The organism is Serratia sp. JSRIV001 (assembly GCF_019968745.1).
In the GTDB taxonomy this organism is placed as follows: Bacteria; Pseudomonadota; Gammaproteobacteria; order Enterobacterales; family Enterobacteriaceae; genus Chania; species Chania fonticola_B.
The window spans coordinates 1,815,896-1,836,757 of the sequence record NZ_CP074147.1 but is presented as its reverse complement, the minus strand read 5'-3'; the positions used below and the strand labels follow the sequence as shown (position 1 = coordinate 1,836,757).

At 55.2% G+C, this 20,862-nt stretch carries 18 protein-coding genes; 6 read left to right on the top strand and 12 right to left on the bottom strand.

What is annotated here, in order from left to right:
* Nucleotides 1-15: 15 nt before the first annotated feature.
* The 7 genes from bcsB to KGP17_RS08355 form a co-directional block, all read right to left on the bottom strand.
* Nucleotides 16-2,442, bottom strand: a complete 2,427-nt coding sequence (gene bcsB / locus KGP17_RS08385; RefSeq protein WP_223499146.1) for a cellulose biosynthesis cyclic di-GMP-binding regulatory protein BcsB — start codon at nucleotides 2,440-2,442, stop codon at nucleotides 16-18.
* Nucleotides 2,439-4,550 carry a UDP-forming cellulose synthase catalytic subunit gene (bcsA, locus tag KGP17_RS08380; RefSeq protein ID WP_059200259.1) on the bottom strand — a complete coding sequence of 704 codons (2,112 nt, stop codon included), beginning with the start codon at nucleotides 4,548-4,550 and terminating at the stop codon, nucleotides 2,439-2,441. Before bcsA ends, bcsB begins: the two co-directional genes overlap by 4 nt.
* Before the next feature lie 17 nt (nucleotides 4,551-4,567).
* Entirely contained in the window at nucleotides 4,568-5,374 is an 807-nt protein-coding gene (gene bcsQ, locus KGP17_RS08375) for a cellulose biosynthesis protein BcsQ (RefSeq protein ID WP_037375089.1), read from the bottom strand.
* Complete coding sequence (locus KGP17_RS08370) at nucleotides 5,365-5,898, bottom strand: cellulose biosynthesis protein BcsO (RefSeq protein WP_223499145.1); 534 nt, start codon at nucleotides 5,896-5,898, stop codon at nucleotides 5,365-5,367. The genes bcsQ and KGP17_RS08370 overlap by 10 nt, the downstream gene beginning before the upstream one ends.
* Nucleotides 5,899-6,341: 443 nt before the next feature.
* A complete protein-coding gene (gene ybiB / locus KGP17_RS08365; protein ID WP_223499616.1) occupies nucleotides 6,342-7,295 on the bottom strand; it encodes a DNA-binding protein YbiB in 954 nt (317 codons plus the stop codon).
* Between the two features lie 37 nt (nucleotides 7,296-7,332).
* Nucleotides 7,333-7,965 (bottom strand): FMN-binding negative transcriptional regulator, encoded by a 633-nt coding sequence (locus tag KGP17_RS08360; RefSeq protein ID WP_059200256.1) that lies wholly within the window; start codon nucleotides 7,963-7,965, stop codon nucleotides 7,333-7,335.
* A 225-nt stretch (nucleotides 7,966-8,190) separates the two neighbouring features.
* On the bottom strand, nucleotides 8,191-9,609 hold the full coding sequence (locus tag KGP17_RS08355; protein ID WP_223499144.1) for an MFS transporter: 1,419 nt from the start codon (nucleotides 9,607-9,609) through the stop codon (nucleotides 8,191-8,193).
* Between the two features lie 98 nt (nucleotides 9,610-9,707).
* On the opposite strand from KGP17_RS08355, the gene KGP17_RS08350 reads away from it, so the two are divergent.
* Nucleotides 9,708-10,538: a helix-turn-helix transcriptional regulator gene (locus tag KGP17_RS08350; RefSeq protein ID WP_021180495.1), complete on the top strand. Its 831-nt coding sequence runs from the start codon at nucleotides 9,708-9,710 to the stop codon at nucleotides 10,536-10,538.
* Here the strand turns inward: KGP17_RS08350 and dinG are convergent, their stop codons facing one another.
* Nucleotides 10,539-12,740, bottom strand: a complete 2,202-nt coding sequence (gene dinG / locus KGP17_RS08345) for an ATP-dependent DNA helicase DinG (protein ID WP_059200254.1) — start codon at nucleotides 12,738-12,740, stop codon at nucleotides 10,539-10,541.
* 363 nt (nucleotides 12,741-13,103) lie between these two features.
* Here dinG and ompC point away from each other — a divergent pair, with 363 nt between their 5' ends.
* On the top strand, nucleotides 13,104-14,198 hold the full coding sequence (gene ompC, locus KGP17_RS08340; protein ID WP_021805140.1) for a porin OmpC: 1,095 nt from the start codon (nucleotides 13,104-13,106) through the stop codon (nucleotides 14,196-14,198).
* A 192-nt stretch (nucleotides 14,199-14,390) separates the two neighbouring features.
* A complete protein-coding gene (locus KGP17_RS08335; RefSeq protein ID WP_179252484.1) occupies nucleotides 14,391-15,227 on the top strand; it encodes a GNAT family N-acetyltransferase in 837 nt (278 codons plus the stop codon).
* 45 nt (nucleotides 15,228-15,272) lie between these two features.
* Here KGP17_RS08335 and KGP17_RS08330 read toward each other — a convergent pair whose 3' ends face one another.
* The 4 genes from KGP17_RS08330 to KGP17_RS08315 all read right to left on the bottom strand — a co-directional run bounded on the left by KGP17_RS08330 (nucleotide 15,273) and on the right by KGP17_RS08315 (nucleotide 18,689).
* A complete protein-coding gene (locus tag KGP17_RS08330) occupies nucleotides 15,273-15,584 on the bottom strand; it encodes an AzlD domain-containing protein (protein WP_021805142.1) in 312 nt (103 codons plus the stop codon).
* Complete coding sequence (locus KGP17_RS08325) at nucleotides 15,581-16,288, bottom strand: AzlC family ABC transporter permease (RefSeq protein WP_021805143.1); 708 nt, start codon at nucleotides 16,286-16,288, stop codon at nucleotides 15,581-15,583. Before KGP17_RS08325 ends, KGP17_RS08330 begins: the two co-directional genes overlap by 4 nt.
* 70 nt (nucleotides 16,289-16,358) lie before the next feature.
* Nucleotides 16,359-17,204, bottom strand: coding sequence for an AraC family transcriptional regulator (locus KGP17_RS08320; protein ID WP_021805144.1), 846 nt, complete (start codon nucleotides 17,202-17,204; stop codon nucleotides 16,359-16,361).
* 30 nt (nucleotides 17,205-17,234) lie between these two features.
* Nucleotides 17,235-18,689, bottom strand: a complete 1,455-nt coding sequence (locus KGP17_RS08315; protein ID WP_223499143.1) for an MFS transporter — start codon at nucleotides 18,687-18,689, stop codon at nucleotides 17,235-17,237.
* A 103-nt stretch (nucleotides 18,690-18,792) separates the two neighbouring features.
* Between KGP17_RS08315 and KGP17_RS08310 the strand changes: the two genes are divergently transcribed.
* The 3 genes from KGP17_RS08310 (at nucleotide 18,793) to KGP17_RS08300 (ending at nucleotide 20,860) form a co-directional block, all read left to right on the top strand.
* Nucleotides 18,793-19,446 carry a metalloregulator ArsR/SmtB family transcription factor gene (locus KGP17_RS08310; protein ID WP_021805146.1) on the top strand — a complete coding sequence of 218 codons (654 nt, stop codon included), beginning with the start codon at nucleotides 18,793-18,795 and terminating at the stop codon, nucleotides 19,444-19,446.
* A 141-nt stretch (nucleotides 19,447-19,587) separates the two neighbouring features.
* Nucleotides 19,588-20,499, top strand: a complete 912-nt coding sequence (gene yedA / locus KGP17_RS08305) for a drug/metabolite exporter YedA (RefSeq protein ID WP_021805147.1) — start codon at nucleotides 19,588-19,590, stop codon at nucleotides 20,497-20,499.
* 184 nt (nucleotides 20,500-20,683) lie between these two features.
* Nucleotides 20,684-20,860, top strand: coding sequence for a hypothetical protein (locus tag KGP17_RS08300; protein ID WP_021805148.1), 177 nt, complete (start codon nucleotides 20,684-20,686; stop codon nucleotides 20,858-20,860).
* Nucleotides 20,861-20,862 lie beyond the last annotated feature (2 nt).

Below are 20,862 nucleotides of genomic sequence, written 5' to 3'. Positions count from 1 at the left end.
TGGTCGAGACGTGCTTTAACGTTCATCTTCTGCATCTCTCCCCAGGCGTTTGGCGGCGTGCTTGCGTAGCAAAATATACAGCCCCAGCCCCAACACCACGGAAATCCCCAAACCAGTCAGGGATAAAAGCACCACATGTTTACTGGCATACCAGATAAAGATCAGATACCAGGGCAGTTCCCCGCTCGGGAACTGTTCGCCAACCTGGAAACTGCGTACGCCGTTCTGATCGGTGATCACCGCCAGATCGCCACGCACCCCAGCGTTGATCCGGGCCGATTTCAGATCGCCATAGATTTTGTTCAAGCCATCGTCGGAAGAGGCGCTAGCCACCACCACCACCCGTTGCGGATCCCAACCGGAACGGAAGCTGAAAAATCCACGCCAGTCCGTCAATGAGGAGAGATAGCGATCGGCGTCGATGCCCTGGGTTCGCCAGTTACCTTTCAGGTAGGACTGCAATTTTTCCAGCGTAGACTGCGCCTTCACCACCAGCCCGCCGCTATCGTTTAGCGCAAAAGGCACCTGTTGCAACAGCCGCTGATAGAAGGCGCTCTGCGCCAGTGAGGCGACCACCAGCACGTCTTTGCCCTTGAAGTCGTCCAACTCGCTCTCGTTGCCCCGCAGGCCAAAGCGGATATCCACGTTGCCAATCGAGCTGCCGGTAGCCGCACCTGAGCGAGCGGTCAGGTTCAACAGCATGCGTACTTCGCTGGCCGTGGGTTTTTCCGCCATTAACAGCACGGTTTGCGAAAAATCTGCCAGCTTGGAGAATGGGAAGGAAGCCCCGACGTAATACGAGAGATTGGGCAACTCGGTGAAATGGTAGGTATCGCTCAGATCAATATACGAGTTGGGCCCGATATGGCTCTTGAGGGTATTACTATCCGCCGGATCGCAGGAGGTACCGTTTTTCGGCACGATAGAGAAATAAAGCTCCAGCATGTTGTCGCCGTAAATCAGATACGGTGGCAGGGCCAAGGTGTATTGTTCCTGGCGAATGTCGCCGCCAAACTGGTGCCACAGCAGCTCCAGCAGTCCGTGTTTGTTCACCGAAAGGTTACGCAGGAAGGTGCCGTTCAGCGTGGCGCTGAGCTGGGATTTATTCTCATCGATCCAGTTGTCGGTGGGGAAACGGTAGTTGATTTGCAGCGGGACGTTTCTGCCATCCCACATAAACAGGTCCGGGGCGGCACGAAAAGCAATGCGCACCGCATCATGGTAAACGCCAGTGACGGTCAGTTCCTCATTACTGGCCACCAGCTTATCAAAGCTGACCGGCTTGCTGGTATCGATCCAGCGCGGGGCGTCATAGGGCTGGCGCAGCGGAATAGTCACCGGCTTCACCGCCAGCGACGCGGTTTTCTCCGGCAACGGCTGGCTGACCAGACGATAGGCGGCCTGGCGCATCTCGGTGGCGTTACGCCCCATTACCAGCAGCAGCTTGTAAACCGGGTTCAGCGGATTATCAATCATCTGGATGGTAGGTCCATCGGCCTGTGGCAGAGTCAACTGGCCAATCTGCTCGCCGGGGCGCGCAAAGATAATGCCGTTCTGCTCAGGCAAGCTGTCCTGCAACACCTGGAAGTTCAGGTTGTTATGGCGCGTAATTTTCCCCAGATAAGAGCTGACGATAGCGGCTGCGGCCACCTCTTCCGGCCGTTTTTCCTGGCCGAAGATCACGTCCACCAGGGTGGGTTGCATGGCCTGAGGATCGAAGAACGGGTTAGGGAATCGGCCAAGGTTCGGGCTGATATTCAGCACCTGGTTTTCCAGATGCAACTGGCTGGTTGGCAGCACCTTGAGCCAATACTTATTGGCCGCCCCCTTTTCGCACAACATGGCCGCATTGCTGCCGTTGCCGATGCTGAAACTCAGGTTGTTGCGCGCCACAATCATCGCGGCAGGGATTGGCACCCGCAAACTCACCTTGGCTTCTTGCAATTGGTTAAGCTTCTGGGTGCTCAAGGGTTGTCCATTGAGCATCAGTTGCAGTTCGGTATCGGTTCCCATCAGCGCTGGGGAGATTTCGAGATCCAGCACCAGATTGCCGTCCGTCACCACCCAATCCGAGGGTAAGGTAAAGGTGAAACCGGACTGCTGCTGCCAGTTGCTCAACGTCAAGCCATTGCTCTGCCCCATCTCGCCCACGCTGAGCGTAGAAGCAACCGACTGGTTGAAAACGGTGGCCGGCGGCGAAGCGATATCAAGCGGAGCTGTTTGCTCAGCACTGCCCGGCACTGCACCCGCTGGTGGAGCATCAGTTGGGCGCGGCAAGGTCGGAAAACCTGGTACCTCAACACTCTCGCTGGCATAAGGCGTTGCAGGCTGCGGATCGGCCGCTATCGCCAGACCAGAAAGCCCCATCCCCAACATCAGGCCGCTGACCAGGGCAATGAACGTAGATCTGCCTGTCGGCAACTTGGTTTTCACCCGACTCATAGGGCTTGTTCCTTATCCCGCTTTAACTCAGGCCGTTTCTGCTGCTTTTTGGCCCGCCGATCGCGCCAGGAAAAATAGAACAACTCGAAAATGCAGCGCAGGACGCCCAGCAACGAACGTAGTGGCCGATCCTGTGGGAAAGGTTTGGTCTGGATCCAGGCATCCGCGCGCGCCAATACCACCCGTACCAACTCCCGCCGTTTTTCAATCGGCATCTCTTTGAACATTAAGCGGGTCACCGACTTGTCGGCATCGATCAGCTCTACCGGGAAACTGACGGCGCCGGACTTGAGCGATATTTCCACCTCTTCGATCGGATCGTTGAGGAAACGTTCGTCCGGCGTTTTCAATTTGACCCCGCCCATCGAAAGATCCAGGGTTTCGGTACGCATCGCCGCGCCGCTGGCAAAATACAGCACCGCAGGCAAAGTGGCATCGATACGGATGGTTTTTCGGACCTGGCGTGTTTCCCGCGCTACGGCAATGGCGGCCAGCAGGATAATCATACTGAAGCTGGCCCAGGCGATGTTCAGCATAATAACCTGCGGGTTGGCTCCATAGTGATCCGGCATCAACAGGCGGATCACCCCCCAGGCGGTACCGATTAACAGCAAGGACACGGCGATAATATGTGGCCGGACAATATGGAAGTCGAAATAGTTAACGTCCAGCAACGCGCCTTTATCCGTCACGTTAAACTTGCCGTGCTTTGGCGAGATCATCGTCAGCAGGGTTGGTATCACCAGATGGAAACACATCACCGTCTCATAGATTTCCCCCCAGAACGAATAACGATAGCGCCCGTTGGCTCTGGAATTGATATAGATAGACATCACCAGATGCGGTAACACATAGGCGAAAATCAGCCCGGCGGAGGAGGCAATGATATTGAGGTTGAACAGCAGATAAACCAGCGGAGCCACGCAGAATATCACCCTGGGTAAGCCGTACTGGAAATGCAGCATGGCGTTCAGATAGCATAAACGCTGCTGCCAGGTCAGGCCGCGCCCCAGCAAGGGATTATCCACCCGGAAGATCTGCGTCATGCCACGCGCCCAGCGGGTACGTTGGATCACGTGCAACCCCAAGCGTTCGGTAGCCAGCCCGGCGGCCAATGGCAATGCCAGGAATGCCGTGTTCCAGCCCCGGCGCTGCATCTTCAAAGCGGTATGGGCATCTTCGGTCACGGTTTCTACCGCAAAACCGCCCACCTCTTCCAGCGCCGAACGGCGGATCACGGCACAGGAGCCACAGAAGAAAGTGGCGTTCCAGTTATCATTACCCTGCTGCACCGGCCCGTAGAACAGTGCGCCTTCGTTAGGGACTTTGCTCGCCTCTGACAGGTTGCGTTCAAACGGATCCGGGGAATAGAAGTAGTGCGGAGTCTGGATCAACGCCAGGCGCTCATCCACCAGGAAGCTGCCGACCGTCGCCTGCAAGAAGGCGCGGGTTGCCACGTGATCGCAGTCAAACACGGTGATCAATTCACCCTGCGTCACTTTCATCGCGTTATTCAGATTGCCCGCTTTGGCATGGTGGTTATTGTTGCGGGTAATATAGCCTACGCCCGCATCGGCACAGAATACGGCAAACTCATTACGTTTGCCGTCATCCAGCACGTAGATTTTCATTTTGTCTTTCGGATAGTCAATGCACTGCGCCGCCAGGATGGTGTCGCGCACCACGTCCATACTTTCGTTGTAAGTAGGAATATAGACATCTACCGTTGGCCATAGCGACGTGTCGTCGGGCAGCGGTTCAATAGTGCGTTTTAATGACCAGGTGGTCTGAATATAACCAAACAGCAATATCACCAGGGCATACAGCTCGGTGATAAACAGGGCAATACCTAGCACAGCCTCCAGAGTACTGTTGAAATGCAGGGTTTCTGTCGCGCGCCAGTAGATGTAACGTAATGACATCAGGGTCGACATCACAATCATTACCAGGGTAACTTTTTTGCTTTTACTTACCCCTAAGATAAATACGATCGCAATGCAGATCAGGCCAAAGATATACTGATTATCACTGCTCATGGGGGCAATGATAATCAACAGGATAAAAGGTAAGGCCAACAGCAGTAAGAAATAAAAGAGTATTTTATTCATAACTAACCAGACAATCCTTACGAAGAGCCATAAATAGACGTAGTATGATGATACGTCCCATCTCCAACACTAAGCCCTAAAATTACTGCGACCTTTTTACTGATCTGCTCAATATCAAATGCAGCAGCCGACACTGGGCTAATATCCATGATCGCCCGTTGCGATGCATTGGCCTCAGGGACACACTCATCGCGGTGGATGGTACCCAGTAGTTTGTCTTGCAAACGCTGCTCAAAGAAATGGGTCACATCCCTGCTCAACGTACGCCGCATGTCACTCTGGTTGACCACATAATACTCGCCGACCTCATTGCTGGCGGGCGCACTCATAAATTTATGCTGCTCAATAGTGGGCAATAAACTGAGCGATGCGGTATCGGCCAGCAACACCATAATGCGCATGTCCGCCGCGACCTGCATGGCCTGTACTGCTGCGTTACGCCCTGGCGGCATATCGGCAATTACCACCATGCCGGGGATCTTCAGCACCGCACTCAGGCCACGTTGGATAAACATTGGCTCATTGAGCAGATTGTCATCGAACTGAAGTCGCTGCTCATCGGTGACGTCACCGTAAGGTAAAACGAACAGGTTCGGCCCAACCTTGAGAATAAATTGGCTCCAATCGGATAAACTCGCCGACTGAGCAACAAAACCTCGGTTATCGGAAATAGGCACGCCAAAATGCAGCCTTAACGCATTCTGCGAGTCGAAGTCGACCACCAACACCTTACTGCCGCTACGGGCCAATGCATAAGCCAAATTAGCAGTAACCGTGGTTTTCCCTACCCCTCCTTTCGGAGAACAAACACAAACTAACGGCATGAGGCAATAGACTCTAAAAGTGGTTTGAGTAATATATTGCGACCGGCATCCATCACCTCACCGGCAGTCGACATTTTCTTGCTGAACATCTGCTTGAAACGTTGATTCTCTGGCTGTGGGGCTGGCGATGGGGTGCTTGCAAGCGAATTAAAAGGGTTACCCTGAGCAGGAAGGGGACGTGAGCTTTCCGGCTGGGCATTTTTGGTAAGCTTAGGCTCCGCCGGAGGAGCGAAACGATCAAAATTATGAGGAATGTGGCCGGGCAAGGCGCTATTTTCTGTTATCACCGTCTTGGGTTGTACAGGTGGTTCGCCCGCTAAAGGTGCGCTGGAAAAAAGATCCGTACCAGCGATCGGCGTTGGCTGCGAGCTGTTGGTAGGGACACCCCCATTGCCTGCTACCTGCTCAACAATAGACCAGCGATACGGCGCCGATGCTACATCGTCTCGGGGAAACTCTTTATAATCAATCCCTTTGAGATTTGTCTTATCTTTAAATCCTTGGACATCATCATATTTACTCATAATCCCGACCTATAAGCTTACGCTTGGCACTGTATGAATACATACAAATCACGAATGTGAAATAGCGTGATCTATAACCCAAATACAGAATGGAAAATCGTCTATGTATTTTAAGCGCTTCTCTTCTTATGATTTAGATAGAGTAGCTTACAAGTCCTTTTTTACAACCAAGATGGAGCAAACCTCCGTCATCGATGGAAAGTCATGCAAGACCCCAAAAGCTGGTGAGCTGAGTGTAATCTACTTCTTTAAAGTTATACACTGAGTTTTAAACGTTTTTATTCCGTCTTATCACATATCCCACCAGCTTATGCCATAATTTAAGTGGTTAGTAATATATAGTCTGGTATTGGAGATTTTTTTACTTAAAATAACCAACATAGCAGTGATAAATACTCGGAGCGAAGGTATTCACCCCGAGTAATAGCAGGTAATAAGGGAGATTATCGCAACCTGACCAGCCCCTGCTCCAATGTCTCCACTTGGCCGGTAGCGACCAGGCAGCAGGCAACCTGCCGAGCGATAGGCTCGGGAATGGCAACCTCACCAGCCAGACAACGCTCCGTCCAACGCGCCGTAGTTGCGGCATCCTTGGCGGCAGGCACCTCAGCCAACGCATCCTGTTCTGGCCGTTCCAGCAAAATCTGCTGCTGACCACCGACGATATAGTGGATTTTTGGACAGCGTTGCGGATTGGCGTAAGCCTCCCCTTCGGTGCCATGCATCAGCAATCCCCGTGCACCGATCTGGCAGAAAAATGAGGCAACGCGCTCGACGTATTCCGGATGAGAAACGCTGGCGATGCGCAGCACGTCCTGCTCACCAAATGGCGTCGCCAATTTTGCCAGGGTGTGGGCACTGTTACGCACGCCCATATTCCAGCGCAGGCCAAGCTGTTTTTCCAACGCTGGCGCCAGCGCCGACACGGGGATAAACACCACATCTCCGCCGTCCAAACGCCGTTGGGCAGTCTGAGGTACTTCAGACCACGGCACCCCAAGCTCACGGAAAATCTCTGCGCTGGTGACACGCGTGCTGTCGTTTACTACGCCGTGAACCACGACCGGCAACCCTACCCTGGCCAGTAACAACGCCAGTAACGGCGTCAGGTTGGCCTGTTTACGAGCGCCGTTGTAACTGGGTAGCACCACCGGCATCGGGCGGCCCTGTGGGGGTTGCAACCGCATCACCTGCTGTTGCATTGCCTGATAGAAGCCAAGCATTTCCTCCTCGGCCTCTCCCTTGATACGCATGGCAATCAGGATGGCTCCCAACTCCAGGGGCGGCACGGCATCGGCCAGCATCGCCTGATAGAGCTCGAAAGCCGTTTGCCGATCCAGATCGCGCGCATGGTTCTTGCCACGGCCTATTTCTTTGATAATTTTGCTGTAATCCATCGTTCGCCCTGCAGATAACATTTGCACTAAGCATACCTTATCCGCGACGGCGCTCAACCTCATCGGCAAGTTGCTGCTGGCAATCGTCACCGGCTCGCAGGCCGTCGATCACCCCGTCGATATCTTCAGCGCTGCGGTTCTGGCTCATTTTCCATTTCCCTTCACGCCGGGTGACGGCGATTTCGATGCCAATAATGCCTTTGATATTGGCGGCAATATACTCCGCAGGCGCATCGTCAAGACGCCAAGGTTGCGGCTGGTTACCTTCATGCACCGCCGTCAGTTCCGTCAGCAACTGACGCAACCAGGCGCTATCTTGCGTGACCGTTGGCGTTCCCCACATGTGTACGGCGGCATAATTCCAGGTCGGCACCGCTTTGCCAGTGCGCCGCTTGGTTTCATACCATCCCGGCGAGATATAGCCTTCGGCCCCTTGGAATACTATCAGGCATTCTTGCCCGGCTTGCAGCACCGACCAATGTGGGTTACCTCGCGATAAATGCGCCCTGAGTGTCAGTTGCCCTTGCTCATCGGTATCTATCAGAAAGGGGATCGGATCCGCCATCAGCCCTTGGGGTCCCTGGCTAATGAGCATCCCCAGTGGGTTGGCACGCACCAAGGCTATCTGGGCGTCCAAATCGTCTTCACGGAATGACGCTATCTGGTACATGGCTGACGTTCTCCTTATTTTATTGCTGAGAGCTTGCGGATATAGCGAGATCTAGTGGATTAAGGAAGTATCCGCAAGCATAAAATAGAATGATGTATTCCCCGTCATACATGGCATGAAAAATGGGGATCTATGTCGCTATAGCAGCGATCGCCGTAGCAGTGGGGTTCCGGTGATAACTGATAAATTACAACGCAGCGCCGGGCAAACCGGCGCAATAATGCTTTAATCGCCCCTAGCTAGCTGCCGATGGGTGAAGATCAGCAAGACCAAAGCAACCAGCATCGCCAACAGGCTGTAACCCATTGCACCAGCAAAGGCGCTGGCATAATGCTGTGGATCTGCGCCCCCGGCCAGCAACGGAACAAAGAACATGCCGCTGGCCGCAATCCCCAGAGCACCGCCTACCTGCTGCACCGTTGACACCAAGCCAGCCGCCATACCGGCCTGATGCTCCTTCGCCAAGCCAAGCACCCAATTAAGCAATGGCGTCATACTCAATGCCTGGCCAAAGCCCAAAATCATCAGGCCGGGTAAAAGTTGTAACGGATGGCTGAACGCTCGCCCCCATAACACCTGTACCACCAGCAATACCATGCCACTGGCGTAGACCACCACCCCGCCTGCCAACACAATATTCCCCCAACGTTGCACCCAGCCCGGAGCCAAAAAGGAGGCCAGCATAAAGGCGGCACTGGCCGGAGCAAACAGGCAACCCGCCTGGAACGGCGTCAGCCCTATTCCGGCCTGTAACAGCAGGGCAAAACAGAGAAAGAATGAGGATGCGGTGGAGTAAATCGCCAGCACAATTACCGTGCCGCGGGCAAAGTGACCTTGGCGAAATAGCGCCGGATCGAGCACCGCATCACCGGAGTGACGGGCAAGTTGCCGTTCCCAACGCACAAACCAGGCTAACAGCGCCACTGCCAGCACCATCATCGGCACGGTCCACCAAGGCCAGTGACGCGATGGGCCTTCCAGTAACGGGAACAGTAGCAGCAGCAAACCGCCAGCGGCCAGCAGCAGACCTTTAGCATCCAGCCGCTGCGCCTGCTCCAGCCTTGACTCCGGAATACGTCGTGCCGCCATCACCGCCAGCACGCCAATCGGCAGGTTGATCAGAAAGATCATGCGCCAACTGCTGCCCAGAATATTGGCCTCGATAATAAAACCGCCCAACACCTGGCCACAAATCGCCGCCAACCCCAGCGTCATCCCCAAACGAGCAAAGGCTCGCCGCCGCTGCTCTTCGCCATACAGTACGCGCAATAAGGCATAAATTTGTGGAAACAGCAGCGCCGCCGCCGCACCTTGCAAAAAGCGGGCAACAATCAGCACCCACAGCGAACCTGCCAAACCGCAAAGCGTCGAGGTCAGCGCAAAAGCCAACATGCCATAGCTAAACATACGCCGCCGACCGAAGCGGTCTCCCAAGCGTCCGCCAGCAATCAGCAAGATGCCGAAGGCCAGTTCATAACCAGCGATAATCAGCCCAACTTCAGCAAAGCTGGCGTTGAACTGTTGCTGGATCACCGGCACCGCTACGTTAACCACAAACAAATCGAACATGGTGACGAACCCACCGAGTAACAACACCGGCAGCCCCGGTAATCCGGCCTTTCTGTCAGACAAGGTATGCTCCATAACGCCTCCTGATAACATGATGGCGGCAGTATGGAACATGCTTTAAACTGTTACTATATAGCCAATTATACTATTACCAAGAGTAACAGGACCCGCCGATGCCACCACGTACCCTTAACCGCACCCGTCAAGAGCTGGCAGATTTCCTGCGTATGAAGCGTGAAAAACTCTCTCCCCAGGCCGTTGGCCTTCCGAGCGGCACGCGGCGGCGTACGCCTGGGCTAAGGCGTGAAGAAGTTGCCGCCTTGGCTGGCGTGGGCCTGACCTGGTACACCTGGCTGGAACAAGGGCGGGAAATCAATGCTTCGGTGGGATTTCTGGAGGATCTGGCGCGGGTTCTGAAGCTGGATGCGACCGAACGCTATCATCTGTTTTTACTGGCGCATCAGCGGCCCCCGGTAATAGCAGGCCACCAGTGGTGCCAGGTCACGCCGTTGGTACGCCGCTTGCTGGACGATCTTACCCTGCGCCCGGCCTATGTGATGAACCTGAGCTGGGATATTATCGCCTGGAACCCGGCGGCAGACCGCCTGTTTGCCATCGCTGAGCGTCAGCCACAGCAGCGCAATATGCTGTGGATGCTGTTTGCCGATCCCGAACTCAATCAACGGTTGATGGGATGGCAGGAGCAGGCCCCGCAAATCCTGGCCAGCTTTCGCCGTGATTACGCCCGCGCCCCGCAAGATGCCACCATGTTGCAACGCATTCAGGCTCTGAGCGAAGTATCCCCTCAATTTCGCCAACTGTGGCAGCAGCACGATATTCATGGCCGCTGCCAGGGGCAACGTACTTTCCTGGTTGCAGGGGCAGGTGAAGTGACGTTTGAACACGCCTCGTTTATTGTCGATGAAGACAACCACCTGCGGTTGGTCATGTACAGCGCACAGCCTGATTGTCCTGCCAGTGCCGCCTTTGAGGCAATGCTGTAATCAGCGGGTACGGCGGCGAGCAAACGGATTCTTACGCTTTTTCTCTTTCTTGGCGGCCTCTGCCGCAGATTTCAATGCCGCCTTGTGGGCTTTGTCCGCTTCCGGCACTTCGCGCTGTTCGATCGGGAACACCGGCAGCGCCGCCAACAGGCGTGAACCATAGCTTTTGGTCAACAGACGGCGGTCATAAATCACGATTTCACCGTGGCACTCGTTGCTTCGGATCAGGCGGCCCACCTGTTGGATCAGGTTAAACGACGCGCTTGGCAGGCTCTGCACCTCAAACGGATAACGATTGAGGGATTTAAGCCATTCGCCCTCGGTGAGGATCACCGGGCTGTCGATCGGCGGGAAGGCAATCTTGTGGATATGCACCTGGGTCAGCAGTTCACCTTTCAGATCCAAGCCTTCGGCAAATGACTGTAGCCCGACCAACACGCTGGCAGTGCCCTTCTCTACCCGCTTACGGTGTTCTTCCACCAGCCGGTAGCGTGGCTGATCGCCCTGCACCAGCAACATCAGACGCAGATCGGTGACATAGCTGAGGAAGGTCTGCATCGCACGGTGGCTGCTGAACAGGATCAGCATCCCTTTATGTTGGCCGCTGGCCTGCTCGCCACGGAAAAAGCGCGCCATCTCTTCCAGATGCTCGGCCTCGTTGGCCATCGCCGGTTCAAAACGCATCTTGGGAATGACGATTTTACCCTGTTCGACGTGATTAAACGGCGAAGACAGCGTTTCGAAGCGATCGCCCGCCTTCTCGCTCAGCCCGCTCATCTCTTGCAGCCGTGAAAAACTATTCAATGAGCGTAACGTTGCCGAGGTGACCACCACGTGTGGCACCTTGCGCCACAGCAGTTTTTCCAACTGATCGCTGACGCGGATGCCCACGCAATGCAGATAAAGATGGGTAACGTTATCGCGCAGTTCACGCGCAATCCATTTGGAGATCGGCGCATTGGAGGATTTATCCATCGCCGCCAGCCGCCACAGCTTGCTCATCGCTTCCAGGTAGCCCAGCGTGCGGCTCATCTGGATGATGGACCGATGCAACCGCACAATATCGTGCTTGCCGGTCTGCTCGGTGAGGTCGTTAAGAATAAATTCGGCCAGGCCGCGCAGGCCGTCCGTCAGTTTGAACAGGCGCGCGCAGATCTCGACCATTTCGGCAGGAAGTTCACCCATTTCGAAGCGATATTCGGCGTTGCCGCTGTCTGGCGGCAGATAGGCGTTGGCCTGGTGCTCAAAAATCTGGATCAGCTCGCGCAATTCTTCACAGTGGTTTTTTAGCCGTTCGCTATTGGCCAACCCCGGCGGGTTCTTTGGCCGGTACTGCGTCATGCACTGTTCCACCTGGCGCACGATCATATCGAGCTGGAGGTTGGTTGACAGCGCGGTGATCTCACCGTCAATCTCCAGCGCATCCCGTGCCACCTCCGGCAGATGATGGCCTTCGTCCAGCACCAGCAGCAACTCTTTCGGGTTCGGCAATACCGACTCGGTTTCCAGCGCCGCCATCACCAGCGCGTGGTTGGCTACCACCACGTCGGCGGTTTCAATTTCTTTGCGGGCGATGTAGAACGGGCATTCACGAATATAGTGGCAGTTGCGCCCCAGGCAGTTGGCCTTGTCGGTACTCAGCTTGCCCCATAGGGGGTCATCGATCGATAGCGGGTAGTGATCGCGCAGGCCATCCCATTCATGGCGCGCCAGGGCTTTCGCCAGCTTTTGGCACAGCGCCTGCTCTTCACCACTGGACGGCGCCAGCTCGTCTTCGTCCAGGTACAGCATCAGATCGCCCTGTTCGACCACGTCGGTGCTCATCGCCGCGAGATTACGCGGGCAAACATAGCGCCCACGGCCAAACGCGCCGGTGAATTTCAGATCGGGAATGATCTTTTTCAACAGCGGTAAATCTTTGCTGTAGATCTGATCCTGCAGCGCCACGTTGGCGGTACTGACCACCAACGGTTTGCTTTCGGCACGGCCAACGGCAATACCCGGTATCAGGTACGAGAGCGTTTTACCCACGCCGGTTGGCGCTTCGATCGCCAGATGGCGAGGGTAATCGCCGGCCAGAGTCTTCGCTACTTCAGCGATCATCTGTCGCTGAGGGGCACGGGAAATAAAATCCGGTATTTGCTGCTGCAGGGCTTTGTACCACTGGCCGATCTGATCTTTAACTGCGGGGGAAAGCGCCATTCAACTCTTATCTATACGAAATGATGGCGCTATTGTCCCACAGACCGCCCGCGGCGTCAGCCCGAGTTACGGTTGGCTTACCAACATTGCGAAACGCACCGCAATGCCCCCCTTCTCTCACAGTGAAACAGTGATTTTTTTGCGTATAACCTCGCATGTTTGCACAATAGGCCCCCCTCCTCTGAAACAAAAAACGCCTCTCCTGGATTATTTTTCACCCTTCGATATCCATTTACCTAACCTGTCATAAATACATCACACAACTGCGGTAAAAAATCTTCGCTGCGCTAACTCCGGCAGTAAAGTAAAACAGCGATACAGCTGATGATAAGCGTCTTTCAATCGTACAAAGCAGGGAACACCATGAAACCTAATCTTCTTGCCGTTATTGCGGCACTTTTTATTGCTCAGACCGCACAGGCAGCAGAGATCTACAATAAAGACGGTAACAAGCTTGATTTTTATGGCCGGGTAAAAGCACTGCACTATTTCTCTGACGATACCAGCAATGATGGTGATAAAACCTACGTACGTATCGGCTTTAAAGGGGCAACCCAGATTAACGATATGCTGACCGGCTACGGCCAGTGGGAATATCAGATCGCCGCCAACCATAGCGAATCGGATGGCACTAAAGACACTAAAACCCGTCTTGGTTTTGCTGGTTTGAAAGTGAAAAACTTTGGTTCATTTGACTATGGCCGTAACTACGGCGTTATTTACGACGTTGCTGCCTGGACGGATATGCTGCCGGAATTTGGCGATGACACCTATATCAAAACCGACAACTTTATGACCGGGCGCGCCAACGGCGTGGCTACCTACCGTAACAACGACTTCTTCGGCCTGGTCGATGGCCTGAAGTTCGCGTTGCAATATCAGGGCAAGAACGAAAACGATGCCCGCGCCAACAGCAAAGCTAACGGCGACGGCTTCGGTCTGTCTTCCAGCTACGAAATCATCGATGGCGTCAGCGTTACGGCCGCCTATGCCTCTTCTAACCGGACTACCGGTCAGAAACAGAGCAGCTATGGCAAGGGGGATAAAGCCGACGTGTGGGCAACCGGCCTGAAATACGACGCCAACAGCGTGTATCTGGCCGCCACCTATGCGGAAACCCATAACCTGACGCCAATTTCCGGCACCGCGACCATTAATAATACCCCTACCTCAGTAAGCGGGTTTGCCAATAAAACCCAGAACGTGGAAGTGGTTGCGCAATATCAGTTCGACTTTGGCCTGCGCCCGTCACTGGCTTATGTCCAATCCAAGGCTAAAGATATTGAAAATATCGGTGACACCGACCTGGTGAAATATATTGATGTGGGTGCTTACTATTACTTCAATAAAAACATGTCCACCTATGTGGATTATAAAATCAACCAACTCGATGACAACAACAAGCTAGGTCTAAAAAACGACGACGTGATTGCCGTGGCTTTGACCTATCAGTTCTGATTTACGCTGTGACACATAACCACTACTGCAATTTATAGCTACGGCTATTTCTGAAGTGACTTCGCCGGGCGAATTCGCCCGGCTTTTTCATCACGATGATTGCTCAAAAATCCGACACAAACAGCTTAATACTTGCCTGATTGGCCAATCGCAGCTAGATATAGAGGTCTCATCGCTGCCTTTGGAACCGCCATGCCTATCGATAGCCAGTTCGAGTTTCACTCCGCCTTGCACTACAGCAGCATGCAGCTGGCGCAAATACTCAGCCACTGTTTCGAGAACTACATTGTTCCCTTTGTGATCGACGGCGAAACCTTTAGCAGCCGCTTTGCCGCCGAAGACCTCAGCCTGAACCACAGCATTGTCGTCACCCACCAGCAGCACCCGGTGGCGCTGGCCCTGATCGCGCGCCGGGGCCAACATAGCCGTGTGGCGGCCTTATCTATCCGCCCGGAAATGCGTGGCAGAGGGTTAGGCAGGACGTTGATGCAACGCATTATTGCGGATGCCCATACGCGAGGCGATCGCCGGCTTTCGCTGGAGGTGATCGCCGGTAATCAAGCGGCTCTGGCACTGTATCAACAGGTGGGCTTAGCCATCACCCGCACGCTATGGGGATTTCACGCCCCCTTGGCAACCCCGGAACCCTCGGCAACCTTGCAACCGATCGACCCGTTGGCACTTGCCCAGCAGATGACCGCCGACGGCCAACATGGCTTGCCGTGGTTAATTGCCCCAGAGTCGCTGTATAAACTGCCCGGCTCCCCGCGCGCCTTCACTCTGGAAAAGCAGGCTTTTGCTTTGGTGATACCGGGCGCACAGCAGTGCCATCTGCGCATGATTTATGTGCCGACAGCGCTTCGCGGCCAAGGCCAGGCACGCCTTCTGTTGCAAGCACTACAAGCACAGTTTGCCCCGCTGGCGCTGTCGGCCAACGTATTTGTTCCGGACGATATCGCCCCCTTCTTCCAGCACCTTGGCTGGCGTGAAGATCCTTTGCGTCAGTTTGAAATGACAATGGCGATCTGATGCTTTCCCCCTGAATTATTCAGGGGGAATATTCTGAGGCACGGGTTATAGCAGTGTACGTAGCAGAATAAACATCAGCATACTCAGCACCACGACCGCCAGCGTATTGCGCAGGAAAACGGCCAGAACAATAGCGAATACGGCTCCCCATAGATAAGGGTTTTCGGGCAGTGCGCGCCACTCATCCCCGTTGAAGGCGATGATTGGTCCGCAGATGGCAGTCAGTACCGCGGGTACCGAGAAGCTCAACAAAGTTCTCATCCGTTGCGATAAGCGCACCGGTAGGCCAGGTGCCAGAAAACAGTAGCGGTTGAAGAAGACGATCACGCCCATTAACACAATGGTCAGCCAGATCATTCTTTCCCCCTGCTGCACAGCAGCCCAACCAACATCGCCACCACGGTGGTAATAATCAAAGCGCCAGGTACCTGATAATGGTGCAAGCCAATCGACAGCACCAAGGATGTCAAGACGCAGGCCAGCACCGGCAGATTACGTATCAACGGCACAATAATGGCGATAAAGGTCGCCGCGATTGAGAAATCAAGACCGTAGCTATCGAGATCAATGCTGCTGGCCGCCACTACGCCGAGCAAGGTGGCCAAGAACCAGCTCAAATAAAACGCCAGCCCTGCCCCCAGTGCATACCAACGGTTAAAGCGCGCTGGACCATGATCCCCCGTCAGAGCAAATAGCTCATCGGTCAGCAAAAACGCCAGTGCTACCCGCCACCGCAGCGGTAGCGGAGCAATACATTCCCGTAGGCGCAGACCGTAGAGGAAATGCTGGGCGGTGACAAAAAAGGTGGAGATCAGGATCGCCAGCATACCGGCACCGGTCTTGATCATCCCCATCGCCACCAGTTGCGAGGCTCCGGCAAACACAATCGCCGACATCCCCAGCCCCTCGGCCGCCGTCAGGCCACTCTGGATCGCCATTGACCCCGCAAGTATCCCCCAGGGCAATACCGCCAGGCACAGCGGCAGAATCGACACGGCCCCTTGCAAGGCCGGACGCAGGCGCAACGTTGGCGGCTCCGTGAGTGTTGATTGGTAAGTCATTCTTTTCTCCTTCGAACGAAGAAGTAGCATAGCGCAGGAAAGAGAGCGAGTATTGTATACGCTTGCGTATTTATCTTAACGATTTGACATAGTCACCGGGCGTCACGCCGATGGACTTGCGGAAATGACGGTGGAAATGGCTCTGATCGTGAAAACCGCAGGCCAGTGCCGTTTCCAGCACGCCATTGCCCGCTTTCAACAGCTGGCGCCCTTTACGCAAACGCGCCTGGATCTGGTAGGCATGAGGCGGTAAACCGGTCACCTGTTGAAACTGACGCAACAAATAATAAGGGCTCAGCCCGGCTTTCTCTGCCAATTCAAGCAGGGAGATATTGGCCTCGGGGAAATCATCCAGAAAGGCTTTGATCCGCGCTATCTGGCTTTGTGCCTTACTTTGCACGGCAGGCACTATGCGGCTTTTGCCGTGGCGCAGCATTAACCAGGTCAGCGCCGAAAACACCAATGTCTCCTTCACCAGACGGTTTTCATTACTGCGCATCATACCAAAGGCTAATCGCAACTGCCCGGCTAGCCCGGCGTCCTGCACCACGGGATTAGGGAAATAGGGCGTAGCCCCGGCGACGGTTTTCAAATCGCGGGATAAGAACGCCAGCAGTTCCGGTTTGGGATACATGGCCTGATAGGACCAGCCGTCTTCGCTGGCAGAGCTGCCGGTATGGATATCATCGGCGTTGACCAGGATCACACTGCCCAACGGCGCGACATGCTCGCCGCCAGTACGGTAAAAACGCTGGGCTCCCTCGTCAATCACGCCTACGCAGAAACCCTCGTGACTGTGGCGGGAGAAGGTCTGGCGGCGATAGGTGGCCTGCAACACTTCCAGCCCGCCGAGATCGTCGACGTGCATGAAATTAGCCTGTTCCTGACGCCCTTTCCGGCTCATGCTCTTCGCCATGCTTACCTTCCCCGCTGAATGAAAAGCATTCTAGCACTCACCTGAACCAGGCGTTTGTACAAAATTGCTCGGATCCTCGGCAGGCTGGCTAATGGCCGCACTGCGCCAGGCGCTGTAGATCGCCAACAGCGGGGCCAAGGCAAACAGCAGGAACAGCCAATGAGCAGCGGAGGACGCGCCCTCGATCCCGCCCGGCGCGGTAAATCCGGCCAGATTGGTGACCATCCCCGCCAATGCCGCGCCAAACGCCGTGGCGAAGAGTTGCACCGTGGTAATGGAAGCCCCGGCAATATCCTTATCGGCCTGAGGGGCCACCTGCAAAATGCGCGTCAGCAGGTGCGGCCAACCAAAACCGATCCCGAAACCGACCAACGTCAAAGCCAGCACGATCGGCCCCAGTGCCTGCCAGTGGCCGTTAGAAGGAATTGGCATCAGCACTGCCAACCCCAGCAAACCAAGCAGCACCAGGATCGGCCCGCTGATTATCGCCAAACGGATCCCCACGCCGCGCCAACCGGAGCTAAGGATTTCTGACAGTGTCCAACCCGCTGCCATTGTGGCGGCAATATAACCGGAAATCAGTGGTGACTGACCATGCAGAGTTTGCAAGAAGTAAGGCACAAAGATCTCGCTGGTCATGCCGATCACCAACAAAGTCACTGTCACGTACAGCGAAGCCAGCGCCGAACCACGACGCAGTGCCTGATGTGGCAACAGACGAGCTCGGGAATGTCCCTCACGCCGGATTAGCCCAATCAACAACAACAACGCCAGCACAATCCCGCCCACGTTTAGCCAACCGCTCTCTGCCAGGCTGCCAGCCGACACCACCAATACCGCGCCAGCCAGCAGCAACAACTGCATCAGCGGTAACGGCGTTGGCCGCTGCTGCGGTTTACCCTTGGGCAGAATACGGAACGTAAAAGCGGCGTACAGCACCATGATCGGCAGCAGAATACCGAACGCCCAGCGCCAGGCGTTCAATTCGGCAAAAATCCCGCCGACGGCTGGCCCCACCAACGTGGCGATCCCCCACATTGCGGAGATCAACGCCATGGCGCGTGGCCAGAGTTTCTGTTCAAACACCAGGTTAATCATCGCGTAGGACAGGGCAAAGATCAGGCCACCGCCAAACCCCTGTACCGTGCGGCCAATCAACATCACCGGCATGGAAGGGGCCAGCGCACACAGCATCGCTCCCACGATGAAGAACAGCGACGCCACCAGATAAGCGCTACGCGCCCCGTAGCCACTCAGCAAACGTGCCGACAGTGCCGAGCCTAATATCGAGGCCACCACAAACAAGGTGGTGTTCCAGGCATAGAGATCCAACCCACCGATGTCCTGCACCACCGAAGGTAAAATGGTGGTCGCCACCAGAATATTGATCGCATGCAAAGCGACGCCAAGCGACAGTGCGATGGCACTGGCGGCATTTTTGCCGGAAAAGAGATCGCTCCAACGGCTGTTCTCATCGGTTATCACGGTTATCGTCCTGTTTTCAGAGGAATGGCATTGAGTTGATCTTGCTATTAGGCTAAATTTAACAAGCAATATCTTGGAATAATTAAGGGCGAGGCGCTGTAATATGTCAAGAATTAACTTGGAAAATGGCGAATGCACCGCACATTCGGTCAGTGACCGCTTGCTGAAGCTGTTGAAAACCCACGGTCCGCAGCAAGCCTCAGAAGCGGGAAAGGTCCTCGGCACCACTGGTGAAGCCGCTCGTCAGCAATTCGTCAAGCTGGCAAAAGAGGGTCTGGTGGAAGCCAAGGCAGAAACCCGTGGCGTTGGCCGCCCGGTACAGCTCTGGCAGTTGACCGCCGCAGGTAACGCCCACTTTCCCGACGCCCATGCCGAATTAACCGCCCAACTGTTGCGCACGGTGCGTGACAAACTGGGTGAACAGGCGATGGACCTGCTGATCGACAGCCGAGAGCAGGAGACCCTAATTAATTATAAACAGGCGATGGTCGGTGCAGCCGATTTACGTGAACGTGTTGCTCGTCTGGCGGCTATCCGTTGCCGTGAAGGGTATATGGCCGAGTGGAGTGAAGAGAAAGACGGCGAGTTTCTGCTGGTGGAAAATCACTGCCCCATCTGCAGCGCCGCGGCGGTTTGCCAAGGATTTTGCCGCGCCGAGCTGAACGTATTTACCGAGGTGCTGCAAGCCAAGGTTGAGCGCAGCGAACATATTCTTACCGGTGCCCGCCGCTGCGCCTACCAGATCTCCCAGTCGTAATCCCTTGATTGTAGGCCAGGGACTGGCAGCCTCCCCCGGTAGCACGACACCACTAAACGAGTAGAAAAGCATTGCTTATCGGCCATGCCTTAAGGTTTACTGAGTGTCCTAACGATTTTTCACCCTACCGAATAATAACCCATGCTGAGCCAACAAAATCGTCATCTCCTGCCGTTAATCGGGGCGCTGTTTACGTTATATATTGTCTGGGGATCGACCTACTTCGCTATCCGAGTGGGGGTGGCAAGCTGGCCCCCCTTGATGATGGCGGGCATTCGTTTTCTGATTGCCGGTATCATCCTGTTCGTTTTCCTGTTGCTGCGGGGCCATGCCCTGCCCACTCTGAAACAGTGGGTCGCCGCTGGCACCATTGGCATTCTGTTGCTGGCCGTGGGTAACGGCCTGGTCACGGTAGCCGAGCATCAGGATGTGCCTTCCGGCATTGCCGCGGTGATGGTCGCTACGGTTCCGCTGTTCACCCTCTGCTTCAGCATGTTTTGGGGGATCCGCAATACCAAGCTGGAATGGACCGGTATCGCCCTTGGACTGGTGGGCATTGTGTTGCTCAACACCGGCAATAACCTGGTGGGCAACCCGACCGGCGCGCTGTTAATCCTGTTGGCTTCCGCCAGTTGGGCCTTTGGTTCGGTACTCGGCTCACGCATTTCACTCCCTGCCGGGCCGATGGCCGGTGCCGCAGAAATGCTGGTGGCCGGCGTGGTGCTGACCATCGCCAGCCAACTGAGCGGTGAGCATTTGGATAAAATGCCCACCTTCAGCGGCTTTATGGCGCTCGGTTATCTGATTGTTTTCGGTTCAATGCTGGCGATCAGCGCCTATATGTTCCTGCTGAAAAACGTACGCCCAGCGGTAGCGACCAGCTATGCCTACGTCAATCCGGTGGTGGCGGTGCTGCTCGGCGTCGGTTTTGCTGGCGAATCCCTGGGCCCGCGCGAGTGGCTGGCGTTGGTGATTATCGTCTCGGCGGTGGTGTTGGTGACGCTGGGTAAATACCTGTTTGCCCGCCCGGCCAAGGCACAACAGGTCAACTAAATGCCCCCCCCTTACCCTCTCCCAACAGGAGAGGGGACCAAATGTGCTACCTATTAACTCCCGCGTCTGAGCACTGCACCGCAACAAAACTTGAAGCAACATACCCCCAATTAAACGAGTGTTGTTTCACCCGCTGAAGGGGCTATAATTCCCGCTGTTCTGGACAACCTGCGAAATCATCATTATGCGGAAAAAAGCGTTCCTCATCGTCATCGCCTTATGCGCCTTCGGCTCTCTGGGCGGCGTGTTTCTGGCCGGGCTGAATATGTACACCCGTTCCACCACGCCACAAGAAGAGACCACAACCACCAGCGATGCCGCTACCGATAGTGCCCCAACGGCCACTATCCAAGCGAAATAACC

Coding starts and splice junctions, on each gene's coding strand:
- bcsB (WP_223499146.1), bottom strand. CDS start 2,442: ATGAGTCGGGTGAAAACCAAGTTGCCGACAGGCAGATCTACGTTCATT.
- bcsA (WP_059200259.1), bottom strand. CDS start 4,550: ATGAATAAAATACTCTTTTATTTCTTACTGCTGTTGGCCTTACCTTTT.
- bcsQ (WP_037375089.1), bottom strand. CDS start 5,374: ATGCCGTTAGTTTGTGTTTGTTCTCCGAAAGGAGGGGTAGGGAAAACC.
- KGP17_RS08370 (WP_223499145.1), bottom strand. CDS start 5,898: ATGAGTAAATATGATGATGTCCAAGGATTTAAAGATAAGACAAATCTC.
- ybiB (WP_223499616.1), bottom strand. CDS start 7,295: ATGGATTACAGCAAAATTATCAAAGAAATAGGCCGTGGCAAGAACCAT.
- KGP17_RS08360 (WP_059200256.1), bottom strand. CDS start 7,965: ATGTACCAGATAGCGTCATTCCGTGAAGACGATTTGGACGCCCAGATA.
- KGP17_RS08355 (WP_223499144.1), bottom strand. CDS start 9,609: ATGGAGCATACCTTGTCTGACAGAAAGGCCGGATTACCGGGGCTGCCG.
- KGP17_RS08350 (WP_021180495.1), top strand. CDS start 9,708: ATGCCACCACGTACCCTTAACCGCACCCGTCAAGAGCTGGCAGATTTC.
- dinG (WP_059200254.1), bottom strand. CDS start 12,740: ATGGCGCTTTCCCCCGCAGTTAAAGATCAGATCGGCCAGTGGTACAAA.
- ompC (WP_021805140.1), top strand. CDS start 13,104: ATGAAACCTAATCTTCTTGCCGTTATTGCGGCACTTTTTATTGCTCAG.
- KGP17_RS08335 (WP_179252484.1), top strand. CDS start 14,391: ATGCCTATCGATAGCCAGTTCGAGTTTCACTCCGCCTTGCACTACAGC.
- KGP17_RS08330 (WP_021805142.1), bottom strand. CDS start 15,584: ATGATCTGGCTGACCATTGTGTTAATGGGCGTGATCGTCTTCTTCAAC.
- KGP17_RS08325 (WP_021805143.1), bottom strand. CDS start 16,288: ATGACTTACCAATCAACACTCACGGAGCCGCCAACGTTGCGCCTGCGT.
- KGP17_RS08320 (WP_021805144.1), bottom strand. CDS start 17,204: ATGGCGAAGAGCATGAGCCGGAAAGGGCGTCAGGAACAGGCTAATTTC.
- KGP17_RS08310 (WP_021805146.1), top strand. CDS start 18,793: ATGTCAAGAATTAACTTGGAAAATGGCGAATGCACCGCACATTCGGTC.
- yedA (WP_021805147.1), top strand. CDS start 19,588: ATGCTGAGCCAACAAAATCGTCATCTCCTGCCGTTAATCGGGGCGCTG.
- KGP17_RS08300 (WP_021805148.1), top strand. CDS start 20,684: ATGCGGAAAAAAGCGTTCCTCATCGTCATCGCCTTATGCGCCTTCGGC.